The 26,959-nt window shown below is 72.1% G+C and carries 25 protein-coding genes; 16 read left to right on the top strand and 9 right to left on the bottom strand.

Translation table 11 applies throughout. The features are described 5' to 3' along the window. The 3 genes from ACWEPF_RS14960 to ACWEPF_RS14950 form a co-directional block, all read left to right on the top strand. Nucleotides 1-581: class I SAM-dependent methyltransferase (locus tag ACWEPF_RS14960; RefSeq protein ID WP_452172824.1), on the top strand; the 581-nt coding region annotated here is incomplete at its 5' end. 128 nt (nt 582-709) lie between these two features. Continuing rightward, nucleotides 710-1,636, top strand: coding sequence for a YihY/virulence factor BrkB family protein (locus tag ACWEPF_RS14955; RefSeq protein ID WP_452172823.1), 927 nt, complete (start codon nt 710-712; stop codon nt 1,634-1,636). Between the two features lie 172 nt (nt 1,637-1,808). Next, nucleotides 1,809-2,636: a class I SAM-dependent methyltransferase gene (locus tag ACWEPF_RS14950; RefSeq protein ID WP_452172832.1), complete on the top strand. Its 828-nt coding sequence runs from the start codon at nt 1,809-1,811 to the stop codon at nt 2,634-2,636. Here ACWEPF_RS14950 and ACWEPF_RS14945 read toward each other — a convergent pair. After that, nucleotides 2,605-3,774, bottom strand: coding sequence for a D-alanyl-D-alanine carboxypeptidase family protein (locus ACWEPF_RS14945; protein WP_452172822.1), 1,170 nt, complete (start codon nt 3,772-3,774; stop codon nt 2,605-2,607). The two genes, ACWEPF_RS14950 and ACWEPF_RS14945, sit on opposite strands and share 32 nt — an antisense overlap. A 132-nt stretch (nt 3,775-3,906) precedes the next feature. On the opposite strand from ACWEPF_RS14945, the gene ACWEPF_RS14940 reads away from it, so the two are divergent. Together ACWEPF_RS14940 and ACWEPF_RS14935 are read left to right on the top strand one after the other, a co-directional pair. Beyond that, on the top strand, nt 3,907-4,152 hold the full coding sequence (locus ACWEPF_RS14940; RefSeq protein WP_345286054.1) for an SCO4848 family membrane protein: 246 nt from the start codon (nt 3,907-3,909) through the stop codon (nt 4,150-4,152). 87 nt (nt 4,153-4,239) lie between these two features. Beyond that, the gene (locus ACWEPF_RS14935) at nt 4,240-5,700 is read left to right on the top strand and encodes a hypothetical protein (protein ID WP_452172821.1); all 1,461 of its coding nucleotides are present in this window, start codon (nt 4,240-4,242) and stop codon (nt 5,698-5,700) included. 65 nt (nt 5,701-5,765) lie between these two features. On the opposite strand, the gene ACWEPF_RS14930 is transcribed toward ACWEPF_RS14935, so the two are convergent. The 6 genes from ACWEPF_RS14930 to ACWEPF_RS14905 all read right to left on the bottom strand — a co-directional run bounded on the left by ACWEPF_RS14930 (nt 5,766) and on the right by ACWEPF_RS14905 (nt 10,982). Then, on the bottom strand, nt 5,766-6,539 hold the full coding sequence (locus tag ACWEPF_RS14930; RefSeq protein WP_452172820.1) for a succinate dehydrogenase iron-sulfur subunit: 774 nt from the start codon (nt 6,537-6,539) through the stop codon (nt 5,766-5,768). Then, entirely contained in the window at nt 6,539-8,281 is a 1,743-nt protein-coding gene (sdhA, locus tag ACWEPF_RS14925) for a succinate dehydrogenase flavoprotein subunit (RefSeq protein ID WP_452172819.1), read from the bottom strand. Before sdhA ends, ACWEPF_RS14930 begins: the two co-directional genes overlap by 1 nt. A 28-nt stretch (nt 8,282-8,309) precedes the next feature. Then, nucleotides 8,310-8,798: a succinate dehydrogenase, hydrophobic membrane anchor protein gene (sdhD, locus tag ACWEPF_RS14920; RefSeq protein WP_345286045.1), complete on the bottom strand. Its 489-nt coding sequence runs from the start codon at nt 8,796-8,798 to the stop codon at nt 8,310-8,312. A gap of 6 nt (nt 8,799-8,804) precedes the next feature. After that, the gene (gene sdhC / locus ACWEPF_RS14915) at nt 8,805-9,185 is read right to left on the bottom strand and encodes a succinate dehydrogenase, cytochrome b556 subunit (RefSeq protein ID WP_396296701.1); all 381 of its coding nucleotides are present in this window, start codon (nt 9,183-9,185) and stop codon (nt 8,805-8,807) included. A 247-nt stretch (nt 9,186-9,432) separates the two neighbouring features. Beyond that, on the bottom strand, nt 9,433-9,915 hold the full coding sequence (locus tag ACWEPF_RS14910; protein ID WP_345286041.1) for a 2-oxo-4-hydroxy-4-carboxy-5-ureidoimidazoline decarboxylase: 483 nt from the start codon (nt 9,913-9,915) through the stop codon (nt 9,433-9,435). Nucleotides 9,916-10,238: 323 nt separating this feature from the next. Then, nucleotides 10,239-10,982 carry an SDR family oxidoreductase gene (locus ACWEPF_RS14905; RefSeq protein ID WP_452172818.1) on the bottom strand — a complete coding sequence of 248 codons (744 nt, stop codon included), beginning with the start codon at nt 10,980-10,982 and terminating at the stop codon, nt 10,239-10,241. Between the two features lie 214 nt (nt 10,983-11,196). On the opposite strand from ACWEPF_RS14905, the gene ACWEPF_RS14900 reads away from it, so the two are divergent. The 8 genes from ACWEPF_RS14900 to ACWEPF_RS14865 all read left to right on the top strand — a co-directional run bounded on the left by ACWEPF_RS14900 (nt 11,197) and on the right by ACWEPF_RS14865 (nt 21,595). Next, complete coding sequence (locus ACWEPF_RS14900) at nt 11,197-12,780, top strand: acyl-CoA mutase large subunit family protein (protein ID WP_452172817.1); 1,584 nt, start codon at nt 11,197-11,199, stop codon at nt 12,778-12,780. A 198-nt stretch (nt 12,781-12,978) separates the two neighbouring features. Further along, nucleotides 12,979-14,229 (top strand): amidohydrolase, encoded by a 1,251-nt coding sequence (locus tag ACWEPF_RS14895; protein ID WP_380150569.1) that lies wholly within the window; start codon nt 12,979-12,981, stop codon nt 14,227-14,229. A 220-nt stretch (nt 14,230-14,449) separates the two neighbouring features. After that, the gene (locus ACWEPF_RS14890) at nt 14,450-15,511 is read left to right on the top strand and encodes a BMP family lipoprotein (protein ID WP_452172816.1); all 1,062 of its coding nucleotides are present in this window, start codon (nt 14,450-14,452) and stop codon (nt 15,509-15,511) included. Between the two features lie 50 nt (nt 15,512-15,561). Then, complete coding sequence (locus ACWEPF_RS14885) at nt 15,562-17,406, top strand: ABC transporter ATP-binding protein (protein WP_452172831.1); 1,845 nt, start codon at nt 15,562-15,564, stop codon at nt 17,404-17,406. A 5-nt stretch (nt 17,407-17,411) separates the two neighbouring features. Next, entirely contained in the window at nt 17,412-18,563 is a 1,152-nt protein-coding gene (locus ACWEPF_RS14880; RefSeq protein ID WP_345291060.1) for an ABC transporter permease, read from the top strand. Beyond that, on the top strand, nt 18,560-19,828 hold the full coding sequence (locus tag ACWEPF_RS14875; protein ID WP_452172815.1) for an ABC transporter permease: 1,269 nt from the start codon (nt 18,560-18,562) through the stop codon (nt 19,826-19,828). The genes ACWEPF_RS14880 and ACWEPF_RS14875 overlap by 4 nt, the downstream gene beginning before the upstream one ends. After that, on the top strand, nt 19,825-20,220 hold the full coding sequence (locus tag ACWEPF_RS14870) for a cytidine deaminase (RefSeq protein ID WP_345291058.1): 396 nt from the start codon (nt 19,825-19,827) through the stop codon (nt 20,218-20,220). Before ACWEPF_RS14875 ends, ACWEPF_RS14870 begins: the two co-directional genes overlap by 4 nt. 97 nt (nt 20,221-20,317) lie before the next feature. After that, on the top strand, nt 20,318-21,595 hold the full coding sequence (locus tag ACWEPF_RS14865) for a thymidine phosphorylase (protein ID WP_449796989.1): 1,278 nt from the start codon (nt 20,318-20,320) through the stop codon (nt 21,593-21,595). Nucleotides 21,596-21,647: 52 nt separating this feature from the next. Here the strand turns inward: ACWEPF_RS14865 and ACWEPF_RS14860 are convergent, their stop codons facing one another. Both ACWEPF_RS14860 and ACWEPF_RS14855 read right to left on the bottom strand, forming a co-directional pair. Next, on the bottom strand, nt 21,648-22,202 hold the full coding sequence (locus tag ACWEPF_RS14860; RefSeq protein WP_452172814.1) for a Uma2 family endonuclease: 555 nt from the start codon (nt 22,200-22,202) through the stop codon (nt 21,648-21,650). Further along, nucleotides 22,199-23,473, bottom strand: coding sequence for an MFS transporter (locus tag ACWEPF_RS14855; RefSeq protein ID WP_452172813.1), 1,275 nt, complete (start codon nt 23,471-23,473; stop codon nt 22,199-22,201). Before ACWEPF_RS14855 ends, ACWEPF_RS14860 begins: the two co-directional genes overlap by 4 nt. 64 nt (nt 23,474-23,537) lie before the next feature. Here ACWEPF_RS14855 and ACWEPF_RS14850 point away from each other — a divergent pair, with 64 nt between their 5' ends. The 3 genes from ACWEPF_RS14850 to ACWEPF_RS14840 all read left to right on the top strand — a co-directional run bounded on the left by ACWEPF_RS14850 (nt 23,538) and on the right by ACWEPF_RS14840 (nt 26,852). After that, nucleotides 23,538-24,494: a LysR family transcriptional regulator gene (locus ACWEPF_RS14850; protein WP_452172812.1), complete on the top strand. Its 957-nt coding sequence runs from the start codon at nt 23,538-23,540 to the stop codon at nt 24,492-24,494. A 331-nt stretch (nt 24,495-24,825) separates the two neighbouring features. Then, on the top strand, nt 24,826-25,791 hold the full coding sequence (locus ACWEPF_RS14845) for a polysaccharide deacetylase family protein (protein ID WP_452172811.1): 966 nt from the start codon (nt 24,826-24,828) through the stop codon (nt 25,789-25,791). Nucleotides 25,792-25,820: 29 nt separating this feature from the next. Then, nucleotides 25,821-26,852, top strand: coding sequence for a GNAT family N-acetyltransferase (locus tag ACWEPF_RS14840; protein ID WP_452172810.1), 1,032 nt, complete (start codon nt 25,821-25,823; stop codon nt 26,850-26,852). Nucleotides 26,853-26,959 lie beyond the last annotated feature (107 nt).

Raw genomic sequence — 26,959 nt, 5'->3', positions numbered from 1 at the left:
GCTGCCGCTTCGTCCACGTGGACGCCTCGCACCTGTACGAGCACGTGGCCGGCGACATCCAGGTGGCCAGGGCCGCGCTCGCCCCCGACGGCCTGCTGGTGCTGGACGACTACCGGTCCGAGCACTGCCCGGGCGTGGGCGCGGCGATCTGGGAGGCGGTCTTCGACCACGGCCTCAAGCCGGCGCTGCTGACGGAGTGCAAGTTCTACGGCACCTGGGGCGATCCGACCGCGCTCCAGGAGGAGCTGCTGGCCGTCGGCGGCGGGGCCGAGGGCTGCTGGCTGAACGTGGACACCATCGGCGGCCACCGGGTGCTGCGGCTCGACGGCAAGCCCACCCGGCCGACCGCCTTCCCCCGGCCCCGCAACGCGCCGCCCGCCCCCGACCCGAAGGCCGTCGAGGCCGCCGCCGCGGCCGAGGCCGCCGCCGCCTCGGCGCTGCGGGCCGCCCAGGACCTGGCCGAGCGCCGCGCCCGGGCCGCCGCCGCCCGCCGGCCCGCGGCGGTGGCCCGGCAGATGGCGGCCGACCTGCTCCCGCCGGTGGTCGCGGCGGCGATCCGCCGGGCCCGGCACCGCGGCTGACGGGAAGGACGGGACCGGCCGGACCGACGGGGCGTCGGACGGAGCGCTTCCGCGCGGATCGGCCGCCGGGCCGGTATACAGGGACCCGGCCCGGACCGACCGGGGTCGGAGCAGGGCGAGGTGACGGCGTGGACTTCCTGACCAGACTCCCGGTGGTCGGCCCGCTGGTGGCCCGGGTGCTGCGCAGCCGCCCCTGGCTGGCGTACGCGCACATGAACGAGGTGCAGGGCAACCGGCTGGCCGGGGCCGTCACCTTCTTCGGCTTCCTGGCCCTCTTCCCGCTGCTCACGGTGGCCTTCGCGATCGCGGTGAAGACCCTCTCGGACAGCCGGGTGCAGCAGCTCCAGGACGACATCGCCGAGCAGCTGCCCGGCCTCTCCGACGCACTGGACCTGCCCGCCCTGGTGGCCAACGCCAACGCCGTCGGGGTGATCAGCGGGGTGCTGCTGCTGATCTCCGGCCTCGGCTGGGTGGAGACCATGCGCGGCTCCGTCCGGGAGATCTGGCGGCTGCCCCAGGAGGACGGCAACCCGGTGCTGCGCAAGCTCTGGGACTGCGCCGTGCTGCTCGGCCTCGGCCTGGTGACGGCCGTCTCCCTGGGCGCCTCGGCGGTGGCCACCACGCTGGCCCGGCGGGCCGCCGACTGGCTCGAACTGGACGGCGTGGGCTGGCTGTTGACGGCGGTCGGGTTCGTGATCGCGGTCGGCGCCGACTTCGTCCTGTTCAGCTACCTGCTCGGACCCTTCCCCCGGATCACCGACCACCTGGAGCGGCGGGCCCTGGTCACCGGGGCGCTGATCGGCGCGGTCGGGTTCGAGCTGCTCAAGCTGCTGCTCTCGTCCTACCTCGGCTCGGTGGCCGGCAAGAGCCTGTACGGGGCCTTCGGCGTGCCGGTCGCCCTGCTGCTCTGGATCAACTTCGTCTCCCGGCTGCTGATGTACTGCGCCTCCTGGACGGCGCTGGCCGACCCGGAGGCGGCCCGGATCCGGACCAGGGAGCGGGCCGCCGCCCTGCTGGAGTCGGCCGAGCCGGCCCCGGCCGCCGAAACCCCCTGAACGCCCCCTGCCGGAACCGCCGGGATGTGGCTAGGATCACCGCCACGCTCGCCCTGCCACCACGTGGGCGAGAACCACCTGCAGCGGAACCCCCGTCCGCGGCAACCCCCTGGAGACCCCCGTGATCAGCGCCGATCCAAGCTCCACCACCCGTGCCGACGACCCGGCCGACCTGCCCGGACTCCCCCCGCCACCCACCCGTCTGGAGGACGTGCCCGGCTGGTTCTGGCACGCCGACCAGCAGCTGTTCAGCTGGCTGCTGGAGCGTCAGACCGCCTCCGGCCTCAAGGGCGACCTGCTGGAGCTCGGCAGCTACCTGGGCCGCAGCGCGATCCTGATGGGTCGTTACCTGCAGTCGGGTGAGCGGTTCACGGTCTGTGACCTGTTCGACTCCGAGGCTCCGGACGAGGACAACACGGCCGAGATGGCGATGTCGTACCGGAAGACCCTGACCCGTCGGGCGTTCGAGGTCAACTACCTGGCCTTCCACGAGGAGCTGCCGGAGGTGGTGCAGGCGCCGACCTCGGTGCTGGCCGACGGCCGGATCCCGGCGGGCAGCTGCCGCTTCGTCCACGTGGACGCCTCGCACCTGTACGAGCACGTGGCCGGCGACATCCAGGTGGCCAGGGCCGCGCTCGCCCCCGACGGCCTGGTGGTCCTGGACGACTACCGCTCGCCGCACACCCCGGGCGTCTCGGCGGCGGTCTGGGAGGCGGTCTACGTGCACGGCCTCAAGCCGGTCTGCCTGACCCCGGAGAAGTTCTACGGCACCTGGGGCGACCAGGCGGCGCTCACCGCGACGCTGCTGGAACGCGACTGGCGGGCCGAGGGCTTCCGCCTCGACGAGGAGCACATCAACGGCCTCGTGGTGCACCGGCTCGCCTGGGACGACGCCCCGACCGCGGCGTCGGCCGCCGGCCGGCGCTCCACCGCCCGGCGGTTGGCGCTCGACCTGCTCCCGCCGATGGTCACCCGCGCCGTCCGGCGCGCGCTGCACTGACCCGCCGGCACCACCACCAACCGGCCCCCGCCGCCCCGGCGAGCACCACCAGGCCGGCGGTCACCCACCCGGAGCCCCCGCCCGACCCGGCGGGGGCCCCGGCCCGCTCCACCGGCGCGGGCTGTGGCGGCTGGTCCGGCCCCTGTGCCGCGGCCGGCCCCGCCGCCGCCCCGCCGCCGACCAGCTGCCCGACCGGCGTCACCTTCCCGGCGGCCGCGAAGCCCCAGTCGAGCAGCGCGGCGGTCTCCTCGTACACCCGCTGGTAGTCGGCCGGGTGCATCACCGTCACCAGCAGGGTCCGGCCGCCGCGTTCGGCGGCGCCGGTGAAGGTGGCGCCGGCGTTGGTGGTGTAGCCGTTCTTCACCCCGAACAGGCCCGGGTACTTGCCCAGCAGCCGGTCGGTGTTGGCGATCCCGAAGGAGCCGCGCTGCCCGGTCGCCTTGTCCACCGCGCCGGGGAACTGGGCGTCCCGGGTGGAGCAGTACGCCCGGAACTCCGGATTGCGCAGCCCCGCGCGGGCGAACAGGGTCAGGTCGTAGGCCGAGGAGAGCTGGCCGTCCATGTCGTAGCCGTCCGGCGTGACCACCGAGGTGTCCAGCGCCTGCAGCTCCTTCGCCCGGGCCCGCATCTGGTCCACCGTCACCTCGATGCCGCCGTTCATGTGCGCCAGCACCCGCACCGCGTCGTTGCCGGAGCTCAGGAAGACCCCGCGCCAGAGGTCCTCCACCCGGTAGTCGAGGTTCTCCTTGATCCCCACCAGGCTGCTGCCGTGGCCCGAGCCCAGCAGCTCGGCGTCGGTGACCCGGTGCACGGCGTTGCGGTCCAGCTTCGGCAGCACCGTGTCGGCGAACAGCATCTTCAGGGTGGACGCCGGGGGCAGCCGCCAGTGCGGGTTGTTCGAGGCCAGCACCTCACCGCTGCCGGCGTCCGCCACCAGCCAGGACTGCCCGGTCAGCCCGGTCGGCAGGGCCGGCGCCCCGGCCTGCGGCGCGACCTGCACGCCGGTGCGCCCGAGCAGCTCCCCGCCCACCGCGGACATCCCCGGCGGCGGCTCCTGCCAGGGCAGTGCGGCGGTGCAGCAGAGCGCGGCGAGGGCCAGCGCGGCCAGGCGGTACGTGGACTGACGGACGTTCGGCACCCGCGGAACGTACCCGCCCCGGCCCCCCTCCGGCCCACCACGCCGTCCGCCTCCCCCGAACGGGCACCCGGCGCTGGGCCGTCCGGCCCACTCCGCATACTGGATGCGACCCCCCGAAAGGACGCCCCCGTCATGAAGCTCGGCCGCCTCGCCTCCTGGTTCCTCACCGCCTTCGGCGTCTGGTCCCTGTTCATCTGGACCACCTTCGTCAAGAACCTCTGGAAGGACTCCGGCGGCCAGGCCTTCGTCAACGGCGACCACTCCCAGCCCACCGCCTTCTTCTGGGTCCACCTCCTGCTCGCCGTCACCTCCCTCCTCCTCGGCCTCGCCATCGGCACCCTCGGCGTCCGCAGCCTTCGCGCCCTGCGCCGGGGGTAATTGCTTTGCCGCTGTCGTAGGCCACTGCCAGGATCTCCGCCGGGTGCGTGCACGACGCACCCCGCTGCTTCCGGGGGGATCCTCAGCATGTCCATTTCCCGACGGACCCTTGCCGTCGCCACCGTCCTGGCCGCCGCCTTCCCGGCCCCGGCCGCGCTGGCCGCCGACCACGACACCGTCACCGCCGCCTGCACCGCCGACTGGCTCAACTCGCCCACCCCGACCCTGACCGGCACCACCACCGGCACGGCCGCCCGCTTCGGCCTGTGGGACGTGACGACCGACCGGAAGCTGGTGGACCGTCAGGTCGACGCCACCGACGGCAAGCTGGCCGTCACCACCGACGCCCTCACCGACGGGCACCGCTACGAGTGGCGCTTCTGGCCGCAGGGCGGCGGCAAGCCCACCGCCAAGTGCACCTTCGGCGTCGACACCACCCCGCCCGGCACCCCGACGGTGAGCTCCACCGACTTCCCGGCCTCCGGGAGTGGGCAGACGGCGCAGAAGTACGCCGGTCAGTACGGCACCTTCACCCTCCGGAGCACGGACGCCGTCTGCTTCCAGTTCACGCTCCGCACGCCGAGCGTCGGGTGGAACTGCCAGAGCCCCGGCGTCAGCGCCGGACCGACCGTCGAGATCCGGCCGACGCAGTGGGGCACCAACGTGCTCACCGTGCAGGCCATGGACGCTGCGGGCAACGTCTCGCAGTCGGCCACCTACACCTTCTACGCCCCCTCGAACCCGAACCCGGTCAGCGCCCCGGGCGATGTGGACGGCGACGCGGTGGCGGACATCCTGCTGCCGGACACCGCGGGCAACCTCCAGGTGATCAGCACCGCCGGCACCGGCACCACCCCGACCTCGGTCGTCCCTGCCTTCCAGGCCCCGGACGGCCGGGGGTGGGACGGCTTCGAGCTGGTCAGCCGGGGCTACGACAACCACGAGCCGGTGGCCGACCTGCTGGCCACCGGCCGGGGCGGTTCCTACCTCGGTGTCTACCGCAACACGGACTTCGGCGAGTTCGCGCAGGGCGCCACGCTGATCACCGGTACCCGTCCGGCCGTCCGCCCCGAGGGCGTCGCGGCGGACTGGAGCGCCACCACCCAGCTGATCGGTCTCGGCAAGCTCGGTGCCCGCACCAGTTCCTCGCTGCTCGCGGTGGAGGGCGACGACCTGGTGCTGCTGACCGACCCGGGCATCATGTACCGCTACCGCACCGTCAAGAAGCTGAGCAGTGGCGGTGCCTGGGCCGGCCGGCAGCTGATCGAGGGCGCCACCGCGGCCGACGGTTCGCTGACGCTGCGGGCCCGGGAGCTGAGCACCGGTCAGCTCCGCGCGTACGCGGTGCCGAAGGCGGCCGACGGGACGTACGACTTCTCGGCCCTCGCCGACCCGGCGAACGGCACGGTGGTCGGCTCCTTCCCGGTCGCGCAGTACCCGACCCTGGAGAGCACGGCGGACGGCAACCTCTACGCCGTCACCGCCGACCGCCACCTCCTGGTGTTCGACGGCACCACCGCCCCCAGGGACCGCGGCCTGCTGAAGTAGGCGGAGACACGCCTGAGGGCCCGTCCGGAAAACCGGACGGGCCCTCAGGCGTGGGCAGGCGGAGCCTAGAAGCGGCGGGTGACCAGCGCCCGCTTCACTTCCTGGATCGCCTTGGTGACCTCGATGCCGCGGGGGCAGGCCTCGGAGCAGTTGAAGGTGGTGCGGCAGCGCCACACGCCCTCACGGTCGTTGAGGATCTCCAGGCGCTGCTCGGCACCCTCGTCGCGCGAGTCGAAGATGAAGCGGTGCGCGTTGACGATGGCGGCCGGGCCGAAGTACTGGCCGTCGTTCCAGAAGACCGGGCAGGACGAGGTGCACGCGGCGCACAGGATGCACTTGGTGGTGTCGTCGAAGCGCTCGCGGTCCTCGGCGGACTGCAGGCGCTCCCGGGTCGGGTCGTTCCCCTTGGTGATGAGGAACGGCATGACGTCCTTGTACGCCTGGAAGAACGGGTCCATGTCCACGATGAGGTCCTTGAGGACCGCGAGGCCCTTGATGGCCTCGATCGTGATCGGCTTCTCCGGGTTGACGTCCTTGATCAGGGTCTTGCACGCCAGCCGGTTGCGGCCGTTGATCCGCATGGCGTCGGAGCCGCAGATGCCGTGCGCGCAGGAACGGCGGTAGGTGAGGGTGCCGTCCTGCTCCCACTTGACCCTGTTGAGGGCGTCCAGGACGCGCTCCTTCGGGTCCATCTCCAGCTGGTAGTCGACCCACACCGGGTCCGGCAGCTCCTCCGGGTTGAACCGGCGGATCCGCAGGGTGACGGTGATCAGCTTCGTGCTGCCGGCCTCCACCGCGTCCAGGGCGGCGGAGTGCTGCTCCACGGTCGGAGTGCTCATCAGTACTTACGCTCCATCGGCTGGTAGCGGGTCGTGACGACCGGCTTGTAGTCCAGGCGGATCGAGGTGCTGCCGTCGGCGGCGACCTCGCGGTAGGCCATGGTGTGCTGCATGAACTTCTCGTCGTCGCGGGTCGGGAAGTCCTCGCGGTAGTGACCGCCGCGGGACTCCTCGCGGGCCAGCGCGGAGACGGCCAGCACCTCGGCCAGTTCGAGCAGGTTGCCCAGCTCGATGGCCTCCAGGAGGTCGGTGTTGTACCGCATGCCCTTGTCCTGGATGGCGACGTGCTTGAAGCGCTCGCGCAGCGCGGCGATGTCGGCCACGGCCTGCTTCAGGGTCTCGCCGGTGCGGTAGACCATGGCGTTGGCGTCCATGGTCTCCTGCAGCTCCTTGCGGACCTGCGCGACCGACTCGGTGCCCTCGGACTCGCGGAGCTGGTCGACCATGTCCTGGACGAACTGGCCCGGGTTCTCCGGGAGTTCGACGTAGTCGTGGTTCGAGGCGTACTCGGCGGCGGCGATGCCCGCGCGGCGGCCGAACACGTTGATGTCCAGCAGCGAGTTGGTGCCCAGGCGGTTGGCGCCGTGCACCGAGACGCAGGCGACCTCACCGGCGGCGTAGAGGCCGGGGACGATGTCGGTGTTGTTCGACAGCACCTCGCCCTCGACGTTGGTCGGGATGCCGCCCATGGCGTAGTGCGCGGTGGGCTGGATCGGGATCGGGTCCGTGTAGGGCTCGATGCCGAGGTAGGTCCGCGCGAACTCGGTGATGTCCGGGAGCTTGGCGTCCAGCTGCTCCGGCGGAAGGTGCGTCAGGTCCAGGTAGACGTGGTCGCCGTCGGGGCCGCAGCCGCGGCCCTCGCGGATCTCGGTGTAGATCGCGCGCGAGCAGACGTCACGGGACGCGAGGTCCTTCATGACCGGGGCGTAGCGCTCCATGAAGCGCTCGCCGTCCTTGTTGCGGAGGATGCCGCCCTCGCCGCGGGCGCCCTCGGTGAGCAGGATGCCCATCCGCCAGATGCCGGTCGGGTGGAACTGGAAGAACTCCATGTCCTCCAGCGGCAGGCCCCGGCGCCACGCGACGGCCTGGCCGTCACCGGTCAGGGTGTGCGCGTTCGAGGTGACCTTGAACATCTTGCCGGTGCCGCCGGAGGCGAACACCACGGCCTTGGCCTGGAAGACGTGGATCTCGCCGGTGGCCAGCTCGTAGGCGACGACGCCCGAGGTCTTGCCGTCGACGATCAGCAGGTCGAGGACGTAGAACTCGTTGAAGAACTCGACGCCGTGCTTGACGCAGTTCTGGAACAGCGTCTGGAGGATCATGTGACCGGTGCGGTCGGCCGCGTAGCAGGAGCGGCGGACGGGCGCCTCACCGTGGTTGCGGGAGTGACCGCCGAAGCGGCGCTGGTCGATCCGGCCCTGCTCGGTGCGGGAGAAGGGGAGGCCCATCTTCTCCAGGTCGAGGACGGCGTCGATGGCCTCCTTGCACATGATCTCGGCGGCGTCCTGGTCGACCAGGTAGTCACCACCCTTGACCGTGTCGAAGGTGTGCCACTCCCAGTTGTCCTCCTCGACGTTGGCGAGGGCGGCGCACATGCCGCCCTGGGCCGCGCCGGTGTGGGACCGGGTGGGGTAGAGCTTGGTCAGCACCGCGGTGCGGCTGCGCTGGGTCGACTCGATGGCCGCGCGCATGCCCGCGCCACCGGCGCCGACGATGACGGTGTCGTACTTGTGAATCTGCATCAGGTCTTCGTCGCCTCTGGCCGGCCGATTAGATGTTCGGGTCGAAGGTGAAGATCACCAGGGTGCCGAGCAGGACCGTGAACACGGTCGCGGCGCCCATCAGCGTCTTCAGCCACAGCCTGGTGGAGTCCTTCTCCGCGTAGTCGTTGATGACCGTGCGCATACCGTTGCTGCCGTGCAGCATGGCGAGCCAGAGCATCAACAGGTCCCAGCCCTGCCAGAACGGCGAGGCCCAGCGGCCGGCGACGAAGGCGAAGTTGATCTTCGACACGCCGCCGTCGAGCACCAGCATGATCAGCAGGTGACCGAGGATCAGGACGACCAGCAGGACACCCGACAGGCGCATGAACAGCCAGGCGAGCATCTCGAAGTTGGTGCGGGTACGCCGAGGGGTCTTCTTGGTACGCGCACGGGCGGGCTCGACGACGAAGGCGTCGGCCGGGTTGCCGGTGCCCAGGCCCTGGCCGGTGTGGGCCTGGAGCGAGGGGACCACCAGGGTCTCGTTGGTCTCAGCCATCGCCGATCACTTCCCGAACCAGGAGAGGAGGGTGTGCTCGAGGATCGGGTAGAAGGCACCCGCCATCAGCACGACCCAGACGCCGACCACGGTCCAGAGCATCTGCTTCTGGAACTTGGGGCCCTTGGACCAGAAGTCCACCGCGACGACCCGGAGACCGTTCAGCGCGTGGAACAGGATGGCGGCCGTCAGGCCGTACTCCATCAGGTTGACCAACGGGGTCTTGTAGGTCGCGATGACGGTGTCGTACGACTCGGGCGACACCCGAACCAACGCGGTGTCGAGGACATGGGCGAACAGGAAGAAGAAGATGAGGACGCCGGTGACTCGATGAGCCACCCAGCTCCACATGCCTTCCCGGCCGCGGTACAGCGTTCCAGCCGGCACGGAAAAACCCTCCGGAAGCGGATCGGGGGCTCGGCCGGCTTCGGTGTCGGTCAGCCCGGCCGGTACGGTCCTCCGGCCGCCAGCATCCTATCGACGCCGTGCGGTGAACCGCCTCCGGGGGTGTCAGGTGTGATCCATCAGGCACGCACGGCCTAATCCGGCCTACTCCCGACGGCCCTGTCGGAGCGCCGCGGGCCCGCCCCGGGAGTGTCGCGGGGCGGGCCCGCGGGCCGGTGCTGACGGCGGCTCAGGCGCCGACCAGGTGCTCCAGCCGGGTCAGCGCGATCCGTCGGAGCTCCTCGGCGGCGACCAGGCGCTCCTCGTCCGGCTCGTTGGCGAGCCTGGTGCGGACGGAGGTGAGGACGGTGTCGAGCATCTCCTCGGGGTCGATGCCGTCCAGGCAGACCACGAAGACGTGGCCGTACCGGGCCTCGTACGCGGCGTGCGCGGCCCGCAGGGCGGTGTGCGCCGCCTGGCTCCCGGGGGCCCGCATGCCGAGCAGGGGCTGCGGCATCCAGCTCTCGTCGGCGAGGGCCTCGGCGAGGTCGGCCGGACGCAGGTCGTAGGAGGCCTCGCTGGCGGCGGCCAGCAGGGACTCTATGTCGGGGTACGGGCGGTGGGCGGTGAGCCGCAGTGCCCAGCGGTGGCTTCCGCAACAGGCCAGCAGGGCCTCCTCGGCTGCGCCGGGGTCGGCCTCGTTGAAGCGGTGAAGCCCGAGCAGGGACGGCACCAGCAGCGGCTCGTCGAGCTGCTGCGGCGGGATGTCGCTGGCCAGCGGGTCCTCCTCGTGAGGGCGGGAAGGGGGGATGCTCCAGAGACGAAACGTAGGTGCTCAGCGGCCCTTGACAGGACCGGACTGCCGGGCCGGAGGGCTGGCGTCCTGTGGACCGCCCGGGCAGCGGCACCACGGTAGTTGAGGGTTCGTCAGTTGAGGAGAGGTCGCGTCGAATTCACTCGATCGAGCTATCAAGTCGTAACGTTGTCATGCTCGTTGAGGGGAGCCGCCGGCGCCCGCCCGGCGCCGGCGGCCCCCCTGAGCAGGCCGTCCGCGGTTCAGGACGTCCGGTGCACCTTGTGGTTGGCCGCCTGGGCGCGGGGCCGGACCACCAGTAGGTCGATGTTGACGTGCGAGGGGCGGGTGACCGCCCAGGACACGGTGTCGGCGACGTCCTCGGAGGTGAGCGGTTCCGCCACGCCGGCGTACACCGCCGCCGCCTTGGACTCGTCGCCCCGGAAGCGGGTGACCGCGAAGCCCTCGGACTTCACCATGCCGGGGGCGATCTCGATCACCCGGATCGGCTCGCCGTTCAGCTCCAGCCGCAGGGTCGCGGCGATGGTGTGCGCGGCGTGCTTGGCGGCCACGTAGCCGCCGCCGCCCTCGTACGCGGTCAGCGCGGCGGTCGAGCTGAGCACCAGTACCGTGCCGTCGCCGCTCGCCCGCAGCGCGGGCAGCAGCGCCTGGGTGACATGCAGCACGCCGAGCACGTTCACCTCGTACATGGCCAGCCAGTCGGCCGGGTCGCCGGCCTCCACCGTCTCGGCGCCGATCGCGCCGCCCGCGTTGTTCACCAGCACGTCCACCGGGCCGACCTCGGCGGCGAAGGCGTCCACCTGCGCCCGGTCGGTCACGTCCACGGTGTACGCGCGGCCGCCGATCTCCTTGGCCAGTGCCTCGATCCGCTCGGTCCGGCGGGCGGTCACCACCACCTCGAAGCCGTCCGCCGCGAGCCGCCGGGCCGTCGCCGCGCCGATGCCGCTGCTGGCGCCGGTGACCACGGCCACCTTCCGTTCGGTCATGTCCCACTCCCTGCTGGTCCGGTCGTCTGCCGGTTCGATCATTCCAAAGGGTGACGGCCCGCCGCTCGGTGGATCAGGGGGTGGATAGGGGGTGCGCCCCCTTGGGGTAGGAGGGGCTGGTGCGCCACGGTTGCACCAGCCCCGCGTCCGCACCGCCCGTGTCCGCACCGCCCCGTGTCCGCAGCGCCCGCGTCCCGACCCCCGGAGGTAACCCGTGGCAGACCGTCACACCGAGTCCGGCATCCCGTTCCGGCCGGTCTACGGCCCCGAGGCCCTCGACGGGTGGGACCCGCAGGAGCGCCTCGGCGAGCCCGGGCGCTACCCCTTCACCCGTGGCGTCTACCCGACCATGTACACCGGCAAGCCGTGGACCATGCGGCAGTACGCCGGCTTCGGCACCGCCGCCGAGTCCAACGCCCGCTACCGCCAGCTGATCGCCAACGGCACCACCGGCCTCTCGGTCGCCTTCGACCTGCCGACCCAGATGGGCTACGACTCGGACGCCCCGCTCGCGGGCGGCGAGGTCGGCAAGGTGGGCGTGGCGGTCGACTCGGTCGAGGACATGGCGGTGCTGTTCCGCGGCATCCCGTTGGGCGAGGTCTCCACCTCGATGACCATCAACGCCCCCGCCTCCGTGCTCCTGCTGCTCTACCGGCTGGTCGGCGAGAGCCAGGGGGTGGCCCCCGCCGCGCTCACCGGCACGATCCAGAACGACGTGCTGAAGGAGTACATCGCCCGGGGCACCTACATCTTCCCGCCCAAGCCCAGCCTGCGGCTGGTGGCGGACGTGTTCCGCTACTGCCGGGCCGAGGTCCCGCGCTGGAACACCATCTCCATCTCCGGCTACCACATGGCCGAGGCGGGGGCCGATCCCGCGCAGGAGATCGCCTTCACCCTGGCCAACGGGATCGAGTACGTCCGCACCGCGATCGCGGCCGGGATGGAGGTGGACGACTTCGCCCCCCGGCTCTCCTTCTTCTTCGTGGCCCGCACCACGCTGCTGGAGGAGGTGGCCAAGTTCCGCGCCGCGCGCCGGATCTGGGCCCGCGTCATGCGCGAGGAGTTCGGCGCCCGCAACCCCAAGTCGCTGATGCTGCGCTTCCACACCCAGACCGCCGGGGTCCAACTCACCGCCCAGCAGCCGGAGGTGAACCTGGTCCGGGTCTCGGTGCAGGCGCTGGCCGCGGTCTTCGGCGGCACCCAGTCGCTGCACACCAACAGCTTCGACGAGGCCATCGCGCTGCCCACCGAGAAGGCCGCCCGGCTGGCCCTGCGCACCCAGCAGGTCCTGGCGTACGAGAGCGACGTCACGGCCACCGTCGACCCGTTCGCCGGGTCCTACGTGGTGGAGTCGCTGACCGACGAGGTGGAGGCGGCGGCGCTCCAACTGATGGGCCGCATCGAGGACATGGGCGGTGCGGTGGCCGCCATCGAGCGCGGGTTCCAGAAGGGCGAGATCGAGCGCACCGCCTACCGGGTGCAGCAGGAGACCGACGCGGGGGAGCGCACCGTGGTCGGGGTGAACCGCTTCCAGCTGGACGCCGAGGAGCCCTACCAGCCGCTCCGGGTGGACCCGGCGATCGAGGCCGAGCAGGCCGCCCGGCTGGCCAAGCTCCGTGCGGAGCGCGACGGTTCGGCGGTGCAGCGCGGGCTGACGGCGCTCCGGAAGGCGGCCGAGGGGACCGGGAACGTGCTGTACCCGATGCGGGAGGCGCTGGCCGCGCGGGCCACCGTCGGGGAGGTGAGCGACGCGCTGCGCGAGGTCTGGGGCACGTACACGCCGTCCGAGCGGTTCTAGCGGGCCGAGGGGGCCGGGCGCCTGAGGCTCGGTCAGGCGCCGTGTCCCGTGCCGGGGTCGGTCGTTGCACAGGGCAGTGATCACCGGGAAGGCGGAAACGGTATGTCATACCCACCTGTGCGGCCGGTATGCACCCATCCGGGGACCGATCTGACGGAAGTCGGGCCAAAAGCCGTTCACCGGCCTAGTCTTGTTGAGGTGAACGATCCTCAGCCCGGCGCCCGGGCCACCCTCACGCCTGCCCGTCCCGGCTCCGATCTGCGGGCGCGGGTACGGGCCTACCAGGCGGAGTTGATCGCCTTCCGGCGCGACCTGCACCGGCACCCGGAGCTGGGCCGGCAGGAGTTCCGCACCACCCGGCTGCTCCGCGAGCGGCTGCTCGCCGCCGGGCTGACGCCGAAGGTGCTCCCGGGCGGCACGGGCATGACGGTGGACATCGTGCCGCCGGGCACCAAGTCGGGCACCCCGTTCCTGGCGTTCCGCGCGGACATCGACGCGCTGCCGATCGACGACGCGAAGACCGAGGCCCCGTACCGCTCCACCCTGCCGGGGCGGGCGCACGCCTGCGGCCACGACGTGCACACCTCGGTGGTGCTGGGCACCGCGCTGGTGCTCGCCCAGGCGGCCCGCACCGGTGAGCTGACCCAGCCGGTCCGGCTGGTCTTCCAGCCGGCCGAGGAGGTCATGCCGGGCGGGGCGCTGGACGTGATCGAGGCCGGCGGGATGAAGGACGTCGGGCGGATCTTCGCGGTGCACTGCGACCCCAAGGTCCAGGTCGGCCGGGTCGGGCTCAAGGTCGGGGCGATCACCTCCGCCTGCGACCGGCTCACCCTCCACCTGGACGGCCCCGGCGGTCACACCGCCCGCCCGCACCTGACCACCGACCTGGTCACCGCGGTCGCCCGGCTGGCCGCCGACCTGCCGCCGGCGCTCTCCCGCCGGATGGACCCGCGCTGGGGCGTCAGCCTGGTCTGGGGCCGGATCGCCTCCGGCTCGGCGCCCAACGTCATCCCGCAGCACGCCGAGCTGGAGGGCACCGTCCGCTGCCTGGAGCTGGCCGGCTGGCGCGAGGCCCCCGACGCGCTGGAGGAGCTGACCGGCCGGCTGGCCGAGACCTACCGCGCCAAGTGGACCTTGGACTACCACCGCGGCGTGCCCCCCGTCGTGAACGAGCAGACCTCGATCGCCCAGCTGGAGGCCGCCATGAACGGCCGCTTCGCCGCGGGGAACGGCCCCGTCGTCGAGGACACCGAGCAGAGCCTCGGCGGCGAGGACTTCTCCTGGTACCTCGAGCACGCCCCCGGCGCCCTCGCCCGGCTCGGCGTCCGCGCCCCGCACGAGACCACCGTCCGCGACCTCCACCAGGGCCGCTTCGACGTGGACGAACGCTCCATCGCGGTCGGGGTCGAGCTCTTCTGCGCGCTGGCCCTGGAGTACGGGCGAGTCTGAGACGGGGGTCACCTCGGCGGCGTAGAGTGGCCGCTTCACTACCATCGAGTAGTGACACGAGGGTGCGTCGAGCGTGGTCATTTGTCCGTTTCGTCCGGACATAGGACCACGTTTTGATAACAACCCGAATGCTCGTCTGAGCCGTGACACAACCGTGTTCTACGCGCGTTACGGTGGCGCTCGACCACGCCAAACGGGTGTGTGAGAAGGAGATACTCCCTTGCGCCGTTCCATGAAGCTCGCCGCGGTTGTGCTCACGGGTTCCCTGGGCATCGCCTCGCTCGCCGCTTGCGGCGCAAAGAGCACCGACAACAACACCACCAACAGCGCCGGTGCCGGCGCCTCCGGCGTCAAGGTCGGCATGGCCTACGACATCGGCGGCCGTGGCGACCAGTCGTTCAACGACTCCGCCGCCCGTGGCCTGGACAAGGCCAAGTCGGACCTCGGCGTCGCGGTCACCGAGGCCGAGGCCAAGACCGGTGAGGCGGAGGCCGACAAGGAGACCCGCCTGAAGAGCCTGGTCTCCTCCGGCTACAACCCGGTCATCGCCGTCGGCTTCGTCTACCAGGCCGCCGTCGAGAAGGTCGCCAAGGACAACCCGAACGTCAAGTTCGCGATCATCGACTCGGGCTCCGCCACCCAGCCGAGCAACGTCACCTCGCTGACCTTCTCCGAGCAGGAGGGCTCCTACCTGGCCGGCGTCGCCGCCGCCTCGAAGAGCCAGGCCAAGCACATCGGCTTCATCGGTGGCGTGCAGTCCGAGCTGATCAAGAAGTTCGAGGCCGGCTACATCGCGGGCGCGAAGTCCGTCACCCCGGACATCAAGGTCGAGACCACCTACCTCACCACCCCGCCGGACTTCTCGGGCTTCAACGACCCGGGCAAGGGCAAGGACGCCGCCCAGGGCCAGCTCGACAAGGGCGCGGACGTCATCTACTCCGCCGCCGGCTCCTCCGGCAACGGCGCCATCGAGGCCGTCTTCAACGCCAAGAAGTGGGCCATCGGCGTCGACTCGGACCAGGCCGCCCAGCCCGCCCTGGCCAAGTACAAGGACCGCATCCTCACCTCGATGGTGAAGAACGTCGACACCGCGGTGTTCTCCTACGTCAAGTCGATCAAGGACGGTTCGCCGCTCACCGGCACCAAGAACTTCGACCTGAAGGAGAAGGGCGTCTCGCTGGCCACCACCGGCGGCTTCATCAACGACATCCAGGCGAAGCTGGACGCGGCCACCGCGCAGATCACCTCGGGTGCCACGAAGATCCCGACCACCGTCGGCTGACACCCCCTCAGCCTGCCGCCGGTCCACGCGTCCGGCGCGCATGATTGAGCATCAGGGTGGGGCCCGGCGGGGCGCGCGAACGCGCTCTGCCGGGCCCCGTCCCGTTCCACCCGCACGTACGCGCGCCCCCGCCCGCGTACGCACGCCATCTCCAGCGCAACGACGCGCCCTGTGACCACCAGGAGATCGCCATCACCGCTTCCGACCCCGCCCCGACCCCCCAGGGCGGCAACCCCAGCGCGGGGACGGCGTCACCGGCCGTCGAACTGCGCGGCATCACCAAGCGCTTCCCGGGCGTCGTGGCCAACCACGACATCGACATCACCGTGGCCCGCGGCACCGTGCACGCCCTGATGGGCGAGAACGGCGCGGGCAAGTCGACCTTGATGAAGATCCTCTACGGCATGCAGAAGCCGGACGAGGGCACCATCGCCATCAACGGCGAGCAGGTCGAGTTCAACACCCCCGGCGACGCCATCGCGCGCGGCATCGGCATGGTCCACCAGCACTTCATGCTGGCCGACAACCTGACGGTGTGGGAGAACGTGGTCCTGGGCGGCGAGAAGCTGCACGGGATAGGAGCCAAGGCCAAGGCGAAGATCCGCGAGATCTCCGACCAGTACGGCCTGGGCGTGCGCCCGGACGCGCTGGTCGAGGACCTCGGCGTGGCGGACCGTCAGCGCGTCGAGATCCTCAAGGTGCTCTACCGGGGCGCCAAGATCCTCATCCTGGACGAGCCCACCGCCGTCCTGGTGCCGCACGAGGTCGACGCGCTCTTCGACAACCTCCGCGAGCTCAAGGCCGAGGGCGTCACCGTCATCTTCATCTCGCACAAGCTGCACGAGGTGCTCTCGGTGGCCGACGCGATCAGCGTGATCCGCCGCGGCACCACCGTCGGCGACGCCGACCCGCACACCGTGACGGCCCGTCAGCTCGCCGAGCTGATGGTCGGCGCCGAACTGCCCTCCCCGGAGAGCCGCGAGTCCACCGTCACCGACACCGTGATGCTGGAGACCACGGGCCTGCGGATCGCCAAGCGCGACGCCGAGGGCATCGAGCGCGTGGTGCTGGACGACGTCTCGCTGCGCATCCGCAAGGGCGAGGTGCTCGGCATCGCCGGCGTCGAGGGCAACGGCCAGGCCGAGCTGGTCGAGGCGATCATGGGCATGCTGCCGCTGGACGGCGGCACCGTGACGCTGGACGGCGCCGACCTCAGCCGGACCCTGACCCGGGCCCGCCGCGAGGCCGGCATCGGCTACATCCCGGAGGACCGGCACAAGCACGGCCTGCTGCTGGAGGCCCCGCTCTGGGAGAACCGGATCCTCGGCCACGTCACCGAGGCCCCCAACTCCAAGGGCGTGCTGCTGGACCCGGCCGCCGCCCGCAAGGACACCCAGCGGATCGTCGAGGAGTACGACGTCCGCACCCCCGGCATCGAGGTCACCGCGGCCTCGCTCTCCGGCGGCAACCAGCAGAAGCTGATCATCGGCCGCGAGATGAGCCACCACCCCAAGCTGCTGATCGCCGCCCACCCCACCCGCGGCGTGGACGTCGGCGCGCAGGCGCAGATCTGGGAGCAGATCCGCTCCGCCCAGCGCGAGGGCCTCGCGGTGCTGCTGATCTCCGCCGACCTGGACGAGCTGATCGGCCTCTCCGACCACATCCGGGTGATCTACCGCGGCCGCCTGGTCGCCGACGCCGACCCGGCCACCGTCACCGCCGAGGACCTGGGCACCGCGATGACCGGTGCGGCCAGCGGCCACATCGAGTCGGACCCGGAGGCCGTCGCCGAGGCCCAGGCGTTCGTCGCCGAGATCACCGAGGCCGCGCCGCCCACCACAGCACAGCCCAGCGACGACGGCGCCACCGACGACGCCGCGCAGGCGGGGGAGTAACCCACATGACCAGTCCCAACCCCGTGGCCGCGAAGCCCGCGGCCAAGCGGTTCGACGCCGAGAAGATCCTGCTCGGCCTGGCCGCCCCCGTGCTGGCCATCCTGCTGTCGATGCTGATCTGCGTCGTCCTGCTGGCGGTCTCCGGCAAGGAGCCGTTCAAGGCCTTCCAGGTGATGTTCGACTACGGCACCGCCTCCGACGGCCAGGTGCTGACGCTGAACCGCGCCACCGTGTACTACCTCGCCGGTGCCGCCGCCGCGTTCGGCTTCCGGATGAACCTCTTCAACATCGGCGTCGACGGCCAGTACAAGCTGGGCGTGCTGTTCGCCGCCTTCGTCGGCAGCCAGGTCGACCTGCCGTCCTTCCTGCAGATCCCGCTGCTGCTGGTGACCGCGATGCTGGTCGGCGGCATGTGGGCGAGCATCGCCGGTCTGCTCAAGGTCTACCGGGGCGTCAGCGAGGTCATCTCGACCATCATGCTGAACGCCATCGCCACCGCGGTGGTCGGTCTGCTGCTGGTGCCGGGCGTCTTCGCGCCGAACAAGGGCAGCACCACCAACTCGATCCAGACCGAGCCGATCTCGCAGTCCAGCCACTTCTTCACGCTGGAGACCGCCGGCGGCACCCTCTGGGGCTTCATCGTCGTGGCGATCGTGGTGGGCGTGCTGTTCCAGTTCACCCTGAACCGCACCCGGTTCGGCTTCGACCTGCGCGCCACCGGCCGCTCGGAGTCCGCCGCCACCGCCTCGGGCGTGAACGTCAAGCGCATGATCATCACCTCGATGGTGGTCTCCGGTGCCATCGCCGGACTCATCGGCCTGCCCGAACTGATGTCCAGCTCCTACTACTTCGGGCAGAACATCCAGCCCGGCCTCGGCTTCATCGGCATCTCGGTCGCCCTGCTCGGCCGCAACTCGCCGATCGGCGTCGCCTTCTCGGCGCTGCTGTTCGCCTTCCTCGACGTCGCCGGCACCCAGCTGCCCCTCCAGGGTGACTACCCGCAGGAGATCGTCAACGTCATGCAGGGCACCATCGTCATCTGCGTCGTCGTCGCCTACGAGCTGGTGCGCCGCTACGGTCTGAAGCGCCAGCAGCAGAAGGTCGGCGCCGAGCTCGCCGCCCAGGCCGCCGCTGCCAAGAAGGAGGTGGCCGCATGAGCACCGCCACTGCCGCCCGGCCGAAGTCGCCGGGCGCCTCGCCCGCCAAGAAGTCCAAGCTGACCTGGCCGGTCGTGCTGCTGCTGATCGCCGGCGTCCTGGTGCTGTTCTCCGCCGTGGGCATGGCCACCGGCAACCACGGCCTGACCTCCTCCGGGCAGGTCACCGCCGCGCTCGGCGCGGCCGTGCCGATCGCGATGGCCGGTCTCGGCGGTCTCTGGTCCGAGCGGGCCGGCGTGGTCAACATCGGCCTCGAAGGCATGATGGTGGCGGGCACCTTCTGCGGTGCCTGGGCCGGTTACCTGGTCAACCCGTGGGTCGGCCTGCTGGCCGGCATGGCGGGCGGCGCGCTCGGCGGTCTGCTGCACGCGCTGGTGACGGTGACCTTCGGCGTCGACCACATCGTCTCCGGCGTCGGCATCAACCTGCTGATCCCCGGCATCTGCGCGTACGTCAACCGGATCTACTACCGCGACTACGTGGCCTTCGGCGCGGGCGCCAACCAGTCCCCGCCGGCCGACCCGCTGCCGTACATCACCGTCCCCGGCCTGTCCGAGTGGCTGGACAAGATCGAGGCGCACCACTGGTTCCTGGTCTCCGACGTGGCCGGCATCCTGGGCGGCATGGTCACCAACCTGTCGGTGGTCGTGGTGATCGCCGCGGTCTTCCTGGTGGCCTCGTACTTCGTCCTCTGGCGCACGGTCTTCGGCCTGCGGCTGCGCTCCTGCGGCGAGAACCCGACCGCCGCCGAGTCGCTGGGCGTCAACGTCTACAAGTACAAGTACCTGGCGGTCATCACCTCCGGTGCCTTCGCCGGCCTGGCCGGTGCGTACCTCTCGCTGGTCGCCGCCCACTTCTACAAGGACGGCATGACCCAGGGCCGCGGCTTCATCGGTCTGGCCGCGATGATCTTCGGCAACTGGATGCCCGGCGGTCTGGCCATGGGCGCGGGCCTGTTCGGCTTCACCGACAGCCTCCAGCTCCGTGACCCGGACTCGGTGCACGTGCTGATCCTGACGGTCTCCATCGCGATGGCCCTGCTGACGCTCTGGAAGCTGTACCGCCGTCAGTTCAAGGGCGCCGCGATCACCTTCGTGGTGGCCGGCGGTCTGGCGCTCTGGTTCGCCACCACCGACACGGTCCCGCGCGCGCTGATCGTGGCCACCCCGTACGTGATCACCCTGGTGGTGCTCGCGATGGCCTCCCAGCGGCTGCGGATGCCGAAGGCCGACGGCCAGATCTACCGCCGGGGCCAGGGCAAGTGACGACGGCCCAGGAGATCGACTGGCAGGCACTGCGGGCGGCCGCCCGGGAGGCGATGGGGCACGCGTACGCGCCCTACAGCAAGTTCCCGGTCGGGGCCGCGGCCCTGGTGGACGACGGCCGCACGGTGACCGGCTGCAACGTGGAGAACGCCTCGTACGGGCTCTCGCTGTGCGCCGAGTGCGGCCTGGTCTCGGCGCTGCAGCTGAGCGGCGGCGGCCGGCTGGTGGCCTTCACCTGCGTGGACGGCGCCGGGCAGCTGTTGATGCCCTGCGGGCGCTGCCGCCAGCTGCTCTTCGAGCACGGCGGGCCCGAACTGCTGGTCGAGCTGCCCTCCGGGGTACGCCCGATGAGTGAAGTCCTGCCGGACGCCTTCGGTCCGGAACGGCTCTAGCTGGATAGCTTGTTACGCGCGTAGAGTGTCGCGGGGGAGTGCTTCCCCCGCGACACTCTTCGCATTTCCTGACCCAGAACCACCTGGAGAAACCCTCATGGACGCCATCTCCGTCATCCGGACCAAGCGTGACCGGGGCGAGCTGACCGACGCTCAGATCGACTGGGTGATCGACGCCTACACCCGCGGCGAGGTCGCCGACGAGCAGATGTCCGCGCTGGCCATGTCGATCCTGCTGAACGGCATGAACCTCCGTGAGATCAGCCGCTGGACCGACGCGATGATCCGCTCCGGCGTCCGGATGGACTTCTCCGCCCTCCCGCTGCCCACCTCCGACAAGCACTCCACCGGCGGCGTCGGGGACAAGATCACCCTCCCGCTGGCCCCGCTGGTCGCCGCCTGCGGCGCCGCCGTCCCGCAGCTCTCCGGCCGCGGCCTCGGCCACACCGGCGGCACCCTGGACAAGCTGGAGTCCATCCCCGGCTGGCGGGCGCTGCTCTCCAACGAGGAGATGATGGCCGTGCTGCGCGACGCGGGCGCCGTCATCTGCGCGGCCGGCGACGGCCTGGCCCCCGCCGACAAGAAGCTCTACGCCCTGCGCGACGTCACCGGCACCGTCGAGGCCATCCCGCTGATCGCCTCCTCGATCATGTCCAAGAAGATCGCCGAGGGCACCGGCGCGCTGGTCCTGGACGTCAAGGTCGGCTCCGGCGCCTTCATGAAGAACCTCGACGACGCCCGCGAGCTGGCCCGCACCATGGTCGGCCTGGGCACCAACGCCGGGGTCAACACCGTCGCCCTGCTCACCGACATGTCCACCCCGCTCGGCCTCACCGCGGGCAACGCGCTGGAGGTCCGGGAGTCCGTCGAGGTGCTGGCCGGCGGCGGCCCCGCCGACGTGGTCGAGCTGACCGTCGCGCTGGCCCGCGAGATGCTGGCCGCCGCGGGCGTGCACGGCAAGGACCCGGCCGAGGCGCTGCGCGACGGCTCCGCGATGGACCACTGGCGCCGCATGATCACCGCCCAGGGCGGCGACGTCGACGCCCCGCTCCCGGTCGCCCGCGAGCAGCACGTCATCACCGCCGACTCCTCGGGCGTCCTCACCGGCCTCGACGCCTACGCCGTCGGCGTCTGCGCCTGGCGCCTGGGCGCGGGCCGGGCCCGCAAGGAGGACCCGGTCCAGGCCGGCGCCGGCGTCGAGCTGCACGCCAAGCCCGGCGACAAGGTGACGGCCGGTCAGCCCCTGCTGACCCTGCACACCGACACCCCCGAGCGCTACGACTACGCCATCGAGGCCCTCACCGGCGGCGTCACCATCTCCCCCGAGGGCACCCCCTTCACCGCCAACCCGATCGTCCTGGACCGGATCGCCTGACCGTGCACGGAGGCCGGGCACCCCGTGGAGGGGTGCCCGGCCTCACGCGTCGTCAGGAGTAGGTGAGCAGCCCGGAGGTGTCGAGGCGCCAGGGGCCCACGGTGACGGTGTCGCCGAAGACGAACTTCTCGCGTGAGGCGTAGCCCGGCTGCGAGTGCACGATGCCGGTGCCGTCCCGGGGGTCGACCAGCAGGTAGTGCGGGATGCCCATCGCGGCGTAGTCGTGGACCTTGTCCTCGTAGTCGTTCTCGGGGTTGGAGCGGGAGACGATCTCGACCACGAGCAGGACTTCGTGCGGAAGGAGCGCGGGCTGCTCACCCTCGAGCGCCTGCTCGGCGAAGACCATCAGATCCGGACGGCGCAGGCGGCCCAATCCGACATCCTCCAGGTCTGCACCCGCGAATGCCACGAACCCGGGGTGCGTGCCGGGGAGTTGGGCGTCGAGCTGTCGTGCGAGCCGGAGCACCGCGAGCTCGTGCCGCCGCACCGGCGACATCATCATGACGATCTCGCCGTTGGCGATCTCGATCTTTCCGATCCCGGGCACCTGCGGGAGCTTGTCGGCGATCTCGCGCAGCCGGGCGTACGTGGCCGAGTCGATGCTCATACCTGGACTGTACTGGCCGCGATCGCCCGGCGGGTGGCGTAGAGGGTGACGCCGGCGGCGAGGGTCATGGCGGCGAGGGCGACGGTGGCGGCGCCGGGCCAGCCGGTGGCGTGGTAGGCGTCGGCGCCGAGGGTGCCGCCGAGGCTGTTGCCGAGGTAGTAGGCGATCAGGTAGAGGGCGGTGGCCTGGGCGCGGCCGGTGGTGGCGGTGCGGCCGACGGCGGCGGAGGCGGTGGCGTGGCCGGCGAAGAAGCCGGCCGTGATCAGGACCAGGCCGAGCAGGACGGCGGTCAGGGAGTCGGCCAGGGAGAGCAGCAGGCCGGCCGTGGTGGTGCCGATCGCGACGTAGAGGGTGCCGCGGCGGCCGAGCCGGGCGGTGAGGCGGCCGGCGGTGGCGGAGGAGACGGTGCCGACCAGGTAGACCACGAAGATGGAGGCGGCCACCGACTCGGGGAGGTCGAAGGGTGCGGCCACCAGCCGGTAGCCGACGGTGTTGTAGACGGCGCCGAAGACGGCCATGAAGAGCAGACCGAGCAGGTAGAGCCGCAGCAGCAGCGGGTTGCGCAGGTGCCCGGCCACGGTGCGGGCCAGCGCCCGGGCGTCCACCGGGCTGCGGCGGAACTGCCGGGCGGCCGGGATCAGCAGCCGGAAGACCAGCACGGCCAGCAGGGCCAGGACGGCCGAGACGGCCAGCCCCCAGCGCCAGCCCCAGGCGGCGGCCGCCCAGCCGGAGACCAGCCGCCCGCCCATCCCGCCGATGCTGTTGCCCGCCACGTACAGGCCCATCGCGGAGCCCAGCGCGCTCGGGTGCACCTCCTCCGCGAGGTACGCCATCGCGGTGGCCGGCAGCCCGGCGAGCGCGGCGCCCTGCAGTCCGCGCAGCACCACCAGGGTGGTGAGGTCGGGGGCGAAGGGCAGCGCCACCGCGAGGAGGGTGGCGGCCAGCACCGAGCCGGTCATCACGGCGGTCCGCCCGTACCGGTCGGAGAGGACGCTGGCCGGGAGCAGCGCCAGCGCGAGCCCGAGGGTGGCCACCGAGGCGGTCCAGCTGGCCTGACCGGGCGTCAGGTCGAGGTCGGCGGAGAGGATCGGCAGCAGGCCCTGGGTGGAGTACAGCAGCACGAAGGTGGCGACCCCGGCGGCGAACAGCGCGAGGTTGGCCCGGCGCAGCGTGCGGTCGCCGGGGAGCAGGCGGGTGTCGGCGGTGGGGGACGGCTGGGGGAGGGCACCCGGCAGCTCGGCTGCGGATGCCCCGGTACTGGCAGGCGGCATGACGACGACGCTAGACCCGCCCCGTCTGATGCGTCCAATGCATGGAACGGCGAGAATCGATGCCATGGAGCATGAGCGCAGTTCACCGCCCACGGCCCTCGCCGAACTCGGCCCGGAGAGCGATGTCGCGTCGCTGGCACCGCAGTTGACCCAGTTCGCGGCGGTGGCCCGGCTGGAGCACGTGACCAGGGCGGCCGAGCTGCTCGGCATGCCGCAGCCCACCCTGTCCCGTTCGGTGGCCCGGCTGGAGGCCGAGCTCGGGGTGCGGCTGCTGGCCCGGCAGGGCCGGACGGTCCGGCTGACCAGGGCGGGCAGGCTGCTGCTGAGCTCGGTGGAGCGGGCGCTGGCCGAGCTGGAGCGCGGCGCCGAGGCGGCCCGGGCCGAGGCCGATCCGGCGGCCGGGCGGGTGGCGTTCGGCTTCCTGCACACCATGGGTTCGGACGCGGTGCCCGCGCTGCTGCGCGGCTTCCGGGCCGGGCATCCGCAGGTCCGCTTCCAGCTGGTGCAGGACTACGGTGCGGCGATGCTGGAGCGGCTGCGGGCGGGCGAGCTGGACCTCTGCCTGGTCTCCCCGCTGCCGGAGGCCCCGGACCTGACGGCCCGTCCGCTGGACGAGCAGCGGCTGCACCTGGTGGTCCCGGCCGACCACCGGCTGGCCGGACGGTGGCGGATCCGGCTGGCCGAGGCGGCGGAGGACCCGTTCGTGGTGGTGGAGCAGGGGTACGGCCTGCGGGTGATCACCGAGGGGTTCTGCGCCGAGGCGGGCTTCGCGCCCAGGATCGCCTTCGAGGGCGAGGAGGCGGAGACCCTGCGCGGCCTGGTCGCGGCCGGCCTCGGGGTCGCGCTGCTGCCGCCGGCCCTGGTCCCGAGGCCGGGCGTGGTCGAGCTGGAGGTCAGCTCGCCGCGCACCCGCCGCGCGATCGGCCTGGCCTGGGTGACGGGCCGTCCGCTGACCCCGCCGGTGGCCGCCTTCCGTGACTTCGTGCTCTCCCGCCGGGGCAGGCTGCTCGACCACGACTGACGGCCGGTCCGATCCGGCCGCGCGGCGGGGCCGGCGGCTACCCTGGGGGCCGGGGGTGGTGGGGGTGTCCCAAAGCTGGCCGGGGCAGGGCGAGTTGACGGACGGGCTCCGTTTACCGTGGCCGTTCCGTCGCACGGTCGTCACCAGGTCTTCACCGATCCGGTCCAGCCTGATCAGGCCCGGCCCGGATCGTTCCCGCACCTCAGTGCGGCGGCATCGGATTTCGGTCAGGAGCGATTGAAGTTCCCGAACTTATACCGCTCTTTACCAAACTGAGGGATATTGATGGGGGGAGGCAGCCATGCCCGCGGGGAACGGATCAGGGGGAAACGTGTCGGAGCAGGACACGGCCACGCGCCTCGGCGCCAAGGTCGAGCCGGGCGAGGCCCGGCGGCAGCGGATCGACACCGTGCTGCGGCGCTCGCCGCTGCAGCCGCTGTTCCGCGCGCGGGCCGCGCAGCGGCTCTCCGTCCTCGCCTACCACGGCGTGGACGACCTGCCGAGCTTCACCGCCCAGATGGAGCGCCTGGTGCGGACGTCCGTGCCGGTCTCGCTGGCCACCGTCGAACGGGCGGTCCGGGAGCGGCGCCCGCTCCCGCCGCGCAGCGTGCTGGTCACCTTCGACGACGGCGACCGCACCCTGCTCACCCGCGGAGCCCCGGTGCTCGCCCGGCTGGGCATCCCGGCCGCCGCCTTCGTGGTGGCCGAACTCATCGACGGGGACCAGCCGTTCTGGTGGATCGAGGCCCCCGCGCTGGCCGCCCGCGGCGGCACCGCCGAGGCGCTGGCCGGCCTGGCCCCCGGGGCCGTCGTCCGCCACCTCAAGACCCTGCCCGACGTCGAGCGGCGGCGCAGCATCGAGGAGCTGCGCGACACCGCGGCCGTCCAGGCGCCGCGCCAGCCCCAGCTGAGCTCGCTGGAGCTGCTCGACCTGCTGGCCGCCGGGATCGCCGTCGGCAACCACACCCTCGGGCACCCCTGCCTGGACCGCTGCGAGGAGCCGGTGGTCCGGGTCGAGCTGATCCGCGCGCACCAGCTGCTCACCGGCTGGCTCGGCAGCGAACCGACCGCCTTCGCCTACCCCAACGGCAACTTCGACCCCCGGGCCGACGCCGTGCTGCGCGAGCTCGGCTACCGGCTGGGCTTCCTCTTCGACCACCGGCAGGACCAGCTGCTCCCCGCGAACCCGCTGCGGATCAGCCGACTTCGGGTGAACTCCGACACCAGCCCGGCCCGGTTCGACACAATCCTCTCGGGGCTGCACCCGGCGGTGCACCGGCTGCGCGGCGGCTGCTGACGCCCCGGGGGTTCGGAGGGATCGTGGGGGTGGGGCTGGTGCCGGAGCTGTACGCGCCGGGGGATCTGTCGGGTGAACTGATCGACGGCTGGCGGGAGTTGGCCGAGGAGGATCCGGGGGCCTCGTGGTTCGCCACCCCGGACTGGGTGCTCGCCTGGTGGGAGACCCTCGGGCGTCGCGGCCCGGCCGAGATCGCCGTCTGGCGGGCCGCCGACGGCACCGTCGAGGCCGTCGCCCCGCTGCACCGCACCAGTCTGCGCCTGCACCCCCGGCTCCCCGCCGCCGTCCGCTGCCTCACCCCGCTGGGCAGCGGGCCCGGGGCGGCGGACCACGGCACCTTCGCCTGCCGGCCCGGGCGGCGGGCCGAACTGCGCGCCTGGCTGGGCGGGCTGGCCCGCCGCGAGACGCTGTGGCTGCCCGACCTCGACCCCGGCGCGGCCGACCTGCTGCCCGGCGGGGCCCGGCGGGTCGCCGGGCAGTCCTGCCCCCGGGTGGGGCTGGCGGACGGCTTCGAGGTGCTCGGGTCCAAGCAGTTCCGCTCCGATCTGCGGCGGTACGGGCGGAAGTTGGCGGCCGCCGGGGTGACGTTCCGCTGGGTGGCGCCGGGCGAGGCCGACGCTGGGCTGCTGCCCGCGATCGTGCGGCTGCACCGGCTGCGTCGCGACGCCCTCGGCAAGGGCACCACCTTCGACGAGGACCGGCTGCCACTGCACCGGCTCCTGGTCTCCCGGGCCCGCCCCGGGGCCGGGCCGGCCTTCCTGGTCGCCGAGCACGAGGGCACGGTGATCGGCGGGCTCTACGGCTTCCTCTGGCGCGACACCTTCGCCTACTACCAGATCGGCTGGGACCCGTCCTGGGCCCCGCTGCGGCTCGGCACCGCGATCATCGCGGAGGCGGTCCGCGCCTGCGCCGACCAGAAGCTCGCCGTCTTCGACTTCCTCCGCGGCACCGAGCCCTACAAGTACCGCTTCGACGCCACCGACCGCGAGGACACCACCTGGCTCGCCCCCCACGGCCCCACCGGCGCCCTGCTCACCCTGAAGCACCGCCTCAAGGGCTGACCACCCGCAGCGGGCCGGGGCGGCTCCGCGGACCCCGGAGCCGCCCTCCGGTCCGGCCGGGCGGCCCGTCGGTGTGCGGTGTCCGGTCCGGTACGGGCTCACCGCCA

The sequence above is a fragment of the Kitasatospora sp. NPDC004289 genome, from assembly GCF_053602875.1.
Note: the sequence above shows the minus strand (reverse complement) of the source record. Positions and strands in the feature narration are given on the sequence as shown.